The sequence below is a fragment of the Microcoleus sp. B6-A1 genome, assembly GCF_036705085.1.
In the GTDB taxonomy this organism is placed as follows: Bacteria; Cyanobacteriota; Cyanobacteriia; order Cyanobacteriales; family Microcoleaceae; genus Microcoleus.
Genome location: NZ_JAUBTU010000092.1, coordinates 21,812 through 28,233, shown reverse-complemented (window position 1 = coordinate 28,233; position 6,422 = coordinate 21,812). Strand labels below are relative to the sequence as shown.

At 46.6% G+C, this 6,422-nt stretch carries 4 protein-coding genes; all 4 read left to right on the top strand.

The window, feature by feature from the left end; all coding sequences use genetic code 11:
* Positions 1 to 2,046: phosphodiester glycosidase family protein (locus QUB11_RS25595; RefSeq protein ID WP_333257602.1), on the top strand; the 2,046-nt coding region annotated here is incomplete at its 5' end.
* A gap of 240 nt (positions 2,047 to 2,286) precedes the next feature.
* Positions 2,287 to 3,780 (top strand): serine/threonine-protein kinase, encoded by a 1,494-nt coding sequence (locus QUB11_RS25590; protein WP_333200146.1) that lies wholly within the window; start codon positions 2,287 to 2,289, stop codon positions 3,778 to 3,780.
* 569 nt (positions 3,781 to 4,349) lie between these two features.
* The gene (locus QUB11_RS25585) at positions 4,350 to 4,751 is read left to right on the top strand and encodes an endonuclease domain-containing protein (protein WP_333200144.1); all 402 of its coding nucleotides are present in this window, start codon (positions 4,350 to 4,352) and stop codon (positions 4,749 to 4,751) included.
* Between the two features lie 307 nt (positions 4,752 to 5,058).
* Positions 5,059 to 6,420 (top strand): protein kinase domain-containing protein, encoded by a 1,362-nt coding sequence (locus QUB11_RS25580; protein WP_333200142.1) that lies wholly within the window; start codon positions 5,059 to 5,061, stop codon positions 6,418 to 6,420.
* Positions 6,421 to 6,422 lie beyond the last annotated feature (2 nt).

Below are 6,422 nucleotides of genomic sequence, written 5' to 3'. Positions count from 1 at the left end.
GGGCAAGATGCCCGTTCCACAAAGAGTGAATTTTCTTGTGGAACAGGCATCTTGCCTGTTGCTAAACAAGTAATTGAGAATAGTGCAACATCTCAGTTAAAACCGACTGAAATATTGACCGATAGTCCTCTTGAGAGGACTTCAGCTATGAGACAGGGGTTTCAACCCCTGTCGGACTATAGGTTTTTGACTCAATCCCTACCACCATCTTCGAGAATTATACAAGGCCGCCAAGTGTCCCTAAACGGCCGCATTCTCCCCCTAAGTTGGACTCAGCAGCCGGCAAACAGCACTTCTGGGAATTTCCGAACTTGGATTGCTGATGTTGGATTGATGCAAAGTGCGGGAGTGGATTTGCTTAGCAGCGCCGACAGTGCCAAACAACCGGTGCAGTGGTTTTCGGTATCTTTAACCGGTGCTCAAAGCTTAGCAGCGCGGGCAACAGGCCCGTATCGTTACTTAGATGTTACCGATTTTGCTAGACTTGCGGGCTGGGAGATATCTGCTGATGGGAATATTCTAAAAATTACTTCTCAAACTGCAAGTGTTACCGGAATTCGGCAAGCAGAAATAGAATCGGGCGATCGCATTGTAGTAGATCTCGATCGACCAACTCCGTGGCAAGTCAACTTTGTCAATAAACCAATCCCGTCGCCGACACCCACACCCAACCCCCCGGACGACCCCACAAAGCCCGCTATCCCACTGCCAAACCTCCGCCCAGCGCCAAACCTCGAAACACCAGACGACCCGACCAAACCCGCCCTGCCGCTGCAAATAACGCCCGCAGCGCCGATCGCCGGTCAAGAATGGTCGATCGCGATCGATGCCAAAGTCGTTCCCGCCATAATTCAGCAGACTTTCTCAACCAGCAAACAATTGCTATCACTAAAAGTCGAACCTGACGGCGTTCAAACCAAAGTCAAAGTGAAGATTCCTTTAGGTTGGCGGCCGCAAGTTTTCAGCCTGGGAAATCCCAATCGATTAGTTATCGACATTCGGCCAGATTCGTTAGTAGAAAAAAACATTGCTTGGGCGCCCGGTGTGCAGTGGCGGCAGCAGTATCAAAATTTAGGAACTGCTCGTTTTCCAGTAGTTTGGTTAGAAGTTAATCCGCGTCAAGCTGGTGTAAAAATTCGACCAATTCTCAGCAATCCGCCTGCCGATCAAGGCACTGCACCTTTATTGCAAACAGCAGAAGTTTCGGGTGCGGCTGCGGCGATTAATGCAGGTTTTTTCAATCGAATTAATCGCTTAGCTTTAGGGGCAATTCGGCGGGACAATAAATGGCTTTCTGGGCCGATTTTGAACCGGGGGGCGATCGGCTGGAACGATCGGGGAGAATTTATGATCGATCGTTTGACTTTGCAAGAAACTGTGATCACTTCGGCAAATCAAATTTTGCCGATTTCTCATCTCAATAGTGCCTACGTGCAATCGGGAATCGGTCGCTACACTCCTGATTGGGGAACAACTTATACTCCGCTGTCTGGCAATGAAATAGTTGTGACAGTTGCGGGCGATAGGGTTGTCAGCCAATCCCCCGGAGGTACGCCGGGAACAACAACTTTTCCCATTCCAGCTAACGGTTATATTTTGGTTTTACGTTCCGATTTTTCCCCTGCATCTGAACTATCCATCGGCACTTTATTGCGTTTAGAAACTAACACTTTTCCTGATGATTTTAACCGTTTTCCTTACATTCTCGGCGGCGGGCCTGTGTTGGTACAAAACAGTCAAGTTGTGCTGGATGCTAAGGCGGAAGGGTTTAGCGATGCCTATGTTAGACAGACAGCAATTAGAAGTGCGATCGGGCGAAATGCTGCGGGTAATTTGCTGATTGTAGCGGTGCACAATCGCGCGGGCGGGGCGGGGCCAAATTTCGCAGAACTGGCGCTGATATTGCAGCAAATGGGTGCTGTGGATGCTTTAAATTTGGATGGGGGAAGTTCGACGAGTTTGTATTTGGGAGGTAGTTTGCTCGATCGACCTCCGTCAACTGCTGCGAGAGTTCATAATGCGATCGGTATTTTCATTCAACCATAAACCGTCACGTTAAATAGTAGGGTGCGTCCGTGTGCGTTATCTTCTCAAAAATTGAGAATCTCCACACTGACGCACGTTACAAAAACGTTAAATCGTAAGGTGCGTCAGCACGAATCTTCACAACAATCAAGAATATCTGCACTCACTGATGCACTCTACAAATTAGAGCGTGCATCCAACAAACTCCCCCCGTCTCAGCTATAATCAAAACCATCCTCTCTACATCCTCACATACCCATCATGAGGCACTGGCCCCCCGGACAACAACTACACCAAGGCAAATACCTAATCGAAGAAATCCTCGGCGGCGGTGGATTCGGTGTCACCTACCGCGCTCAAAACCGCAAAGAAGGTAAAGTAGTCGCCATCAAAACCCTAAATGCCAACGTTCAAGGTAAGCCAAACTTTCGCGAATACCAAACCAAATTTGTCAACGAAGCTTTATCTTTAGCCCGGTGCAGCCATCCCCACGTTGTCCAAGTTTACGAAGTGTTTCCCGAAACAGTGGAAAATATCGAATTGTGGTGCATGGTGATGGAATTAATCGACGGATTTGACTTAGCTAGCCATCTCGAAGATAACGGCATTTTGTCGGAAGAAAAAGCTTTACCAATTATTCAGCAAGTGGGAAGCGCCCTGAGTTTTGTTCACCAGCAAGGATTTACTCACCTCGATGTTAAACCCCAAAATATTATGATAAGAACCCCCCCCAGCCCCCCCTTGGTAAGGGGGGGAGTAAGAGAAAATCCCCTCTTCTCTTCTTCGCCCCTTAGTAAGGGGGGCGAAATTTCTTCTCCCCCCCTTAGTAAGGGGGGCAAAATTTCTTCTTCCCCCCTTAATAAGGGGGGCCAGGGGGGTGCAGTTTTGATTGATTTTGGCTTAGCGCGACAGGTGACAGCACCGGGGAAATTGAGGACAAATAGCAATTCCGGGACTGAGTGTTACGCACCCATTGAATTATTAGAAAAACGCGCCGAACTTGGTGCTTATACTGATGTTTATTCCCTAGCAGCAACGCTTTATGTCATGTTGACTGGTGAGTTGCCGTTTCCGTCGCAATTCAGGAAGCAAAATATTCCTTTAACTCCGCCAAAGCAGCACAATTCAGAGATTAGCGACAGGGTGAATGCGGCGATTATCAAAGGGATGGAGTTGGAACCGCAAAATCGCCCGCAGTCGGTGCAGGAATGGTTGGATTTGCTGATACCAAAACCAGTGGCTGCTGAGACTACGCGGGTGATTTCAGCCGTGGGGATGGATTATATAAACTTGCGGAATTTATTGGCGGCTAAAAAGTGGAAAGAAGCCGATGAGGAAACGGCGAGAGTGATGTTGAAGGTGGCGGGTAGGGAGAAAGAAGAATGGCTGGATGTAGAACATATTGATAAATTCCCCTGCGAGGACTTGCGAACCATTGACCAACTTTGGGTAAAATACAGCAATGGGCGCTTCGGCTTTAGCGTGCAGAAGCGCATCTATCAAAGTTTGGGGGGAACCAGAGAATTTGATAGGGAGGTTTGGGATAAGTTTGGCGATCGGGTAGGCTGGAGAAAAAATAACCAATGGCTGCACTACTACTTTAAATACAAAGACCTCACTTTTTCAGAGAAAGCACCAGAAGCTCACTTCCCTGGGGGGTTTATATTGGGAGGGGGGTGGGTGGTAAAGAAAAATGTTGGTAGCTGGGTGCTGTTCTCTCCTCTCGCGTCGAGACTTGTAGACTGTAACATCTAAGCGTTTCAGCATTTCATAAAGATTTATAACAAAGCCCAAAACCACGAAGCCATGCCCTGTCTAGGTTTCCGACGGGGTTGTCGGGACATAACGAGCAAATAATCAAAGTAAAATCAATCTCAGAAACCGGGTTTCTGCGATAATTTATGTATCATCACCCAGATTCAGGAAGAAACCCGGTTTCTACCTCCCCACCAACAGCCTCCAAACTCCATAATTTAGAAACAAAATTTGTAGTTTGCATTAACAACCAAGACTAAGCAACCAACAATAAAACTCAAATAACTCTTGCTCCCCCCCTTACCAAGGGGGGGCTGGGGGGGTAAAAATATCAAACAACCAACTAAAAAACTCAAATAACTCTTACTCCCCCCCTTACCAAGGGGGGGCTGGGGGGGGTTAAATCCTAAACAACAAACGAACAAACTAAAAAAACGCTCTTACTCCCCCCCTTACCAAGGGGGGGCTGGGGGGGGTAAAAATATCAAACAACCAACAATAAAACTCAAATAACTCTTACTCCCCCCCTTAGCAAGGGGGGGCTGGGGGGGGTTAAATCCTATATAACAATGACAAAACTCTACAACAGAAGCTCAGAAAAATTCAAGCGGCAGAAGCTTCGCAGAGAAATGACAGAAGCTGAAAAGCAGCTATGGAAACGGATCAGAAACAGACAGCTTGAGAATTGTAAATTTCGCAGACAATATAGTGTAGCAGCATTTGTGCTAGATTTCTACTCGCCCGAAATCAAGTTAGCACTAGAAGTTGATGGTGACAGCCATTTTGTGGATGGCGCTGTAGAATATGATGCAGAAAGGCAAGAGTTTATTGAAGCGGCAAGGATTAATTTTTTGAGGTTTACTAATGAGGATGTTTATCATAATTTGGATGGGGTTTTAGAGGTTATTGTAGAGGGGATTAAATCGTTGAGAACATCGGGTGTTTTACCCCCCCCAGCCCCCCCTTGCTAAGGGGGGGAGTTAGAGTTAATTTCTTGCTAAGGGCGGGAGTTAGAGTTAGGTAGATTAGATTTAATCGCTGAGAACATCGGGCGTTTTACCCCCCCCAGCCCCCCCTTGCTAAGGGGGGGAGTAAGAGTTAATTTCTTGCTAAGGGCGGGAGTTAGAGTTAGGAGGGTAGATTAGATTTAATCGTTTATAACATCGGGCGTTTTACCCCCCCAGCCCCCCCTTGCTAAGGGGGGGAGTAAGAGTTAGCCTCTTGTTAAGGGGGAGAGTAAGAGTTTCGATAGTCCAAAATCCCAAATACGAAATCGATATGAGCTCAAAAGTTACCCTCACCATCACTTCCGGGAATCTCAAAGGCCGAGAATTCATCTTTGACACCCGCACAACTTGCATTATTGGCCGCGCCAAAGATTGCTATCCTAAGATTCCCGACGACGAAAAACATCGCACCATTTCCCGCTATCACTGTTTGCTAGATATCAATCCTCCCGATATCCGGGTGCGCGATTTCGGTAGCAAAAATGGCACTTTTGTTAATGGCAAAAAAATCGGTCAGCGAGAAGCTCATCACACTCCCGAAGAAGCGGCTCAAATCCAATTCCCAGAATATGACTTGCAGGGGGGAGATGAATTTACACTCAGCGATACTTCTTTTCGAGTTGCTGTTGCTATTGACCCGGAAATTGCCAAAAATCTCCAACAACAATCACCACCAATCGTTCCCTCAAATCAAGCCAATCTGTGGGAAATGCTGCAAGGTTTTCTGTTGAAAGCTGTGGCTAATGAAAGCCATATCGGAGTTCTCGGCGATTACCTTTTGCTCAAAGAATTGGGTAGGGGAGGTTTTAGTTTGGTTTATTTGGCGCAGCACAAGCGGACAAAGGAACAAGTTGCGCTGAAGGTGATGTTGCCAAAAGTGGCGGCAAATCAGCGGGCGGTTAATTGGTTTTTGCGGGAAGTTGAAAATATGAAAGTTTTAAAACATCCCAATGTGGTAGGATTAAAAGAGTTTGGTTATGCGGATGAAACTTTCTTTTTCACGATGGAATACTGCGATGGCGGTAGTGTTGTTGATTTGATGGAAAAACGCGGTTTCAGCACTTTGCCGATTGGTGAGGCTGTGGCTATTATTTTGCAAGTTTTAGATGGTTTAACTTACACTCATAATGCAGAAATTCCCAATGTCAGATTGGCTGATGGTAGTTTTGCAAAAGGACGGGGTTTGATTCACCGGGATTTGAAACCGGGGAATATTTTTCTGGCGAATGTGGGTGGGAAACAAGTTGCAAAAATTGGGGATTATGGGTTAGCAAAGGCTTTTGATCAAGCGGGTTTAAGCGGCCAAACGATGACTGGTAATGTTGTGGGTACGCCGTATTTTATGCCGCGACAGCAGGTAGTAAATTATAAGTACACGCAACCGGATGTTGATGTTTGGGCGGCGGCGGCTTGTTTGTATGTGATGATAACGGGATATTCCCCGCGAAATTTGGAGGATCAAGATCCGTTTTTGGCGGTTTTACAAAATGATGCGGTTCCTGTGCGCGATCGCACTTATGCGATTCCTCAACCGCTAGCCACAGTTATCGATCGCGCTTTAATTGACAATCCTGAAATTTATTATAAAAGTGCAGCGGAATTTAAACAAGCCCTATTCAATAGTATATCGTAAAT

What these genes read in the sequence shown, in the direction of transcription:
- QUB11_RS25590 (WP_333200146.1), top strand. Translation starts at nt 2,287, where the DNA reads ATGAGGCACTGGCCCCCCGGACAACAACTACACCAAGGCAAATACCTA.
- QUB11_RS25585 (WP_333200144.1), top strand. Translation starts at nt 4,350, where the DNA reads ATGACAAAACTCTACAACAGAAGCTCAGAAAAATTCAAGCGGCAGAAG.
- QUB11_RS25580 (WP_333200142.1), top strand. Translation starts at nt 5,059, where the DNA reads ATGAGCTCAAAAGTTACCCTCACCATCACTTCCGGGAATCTCAAAGGC.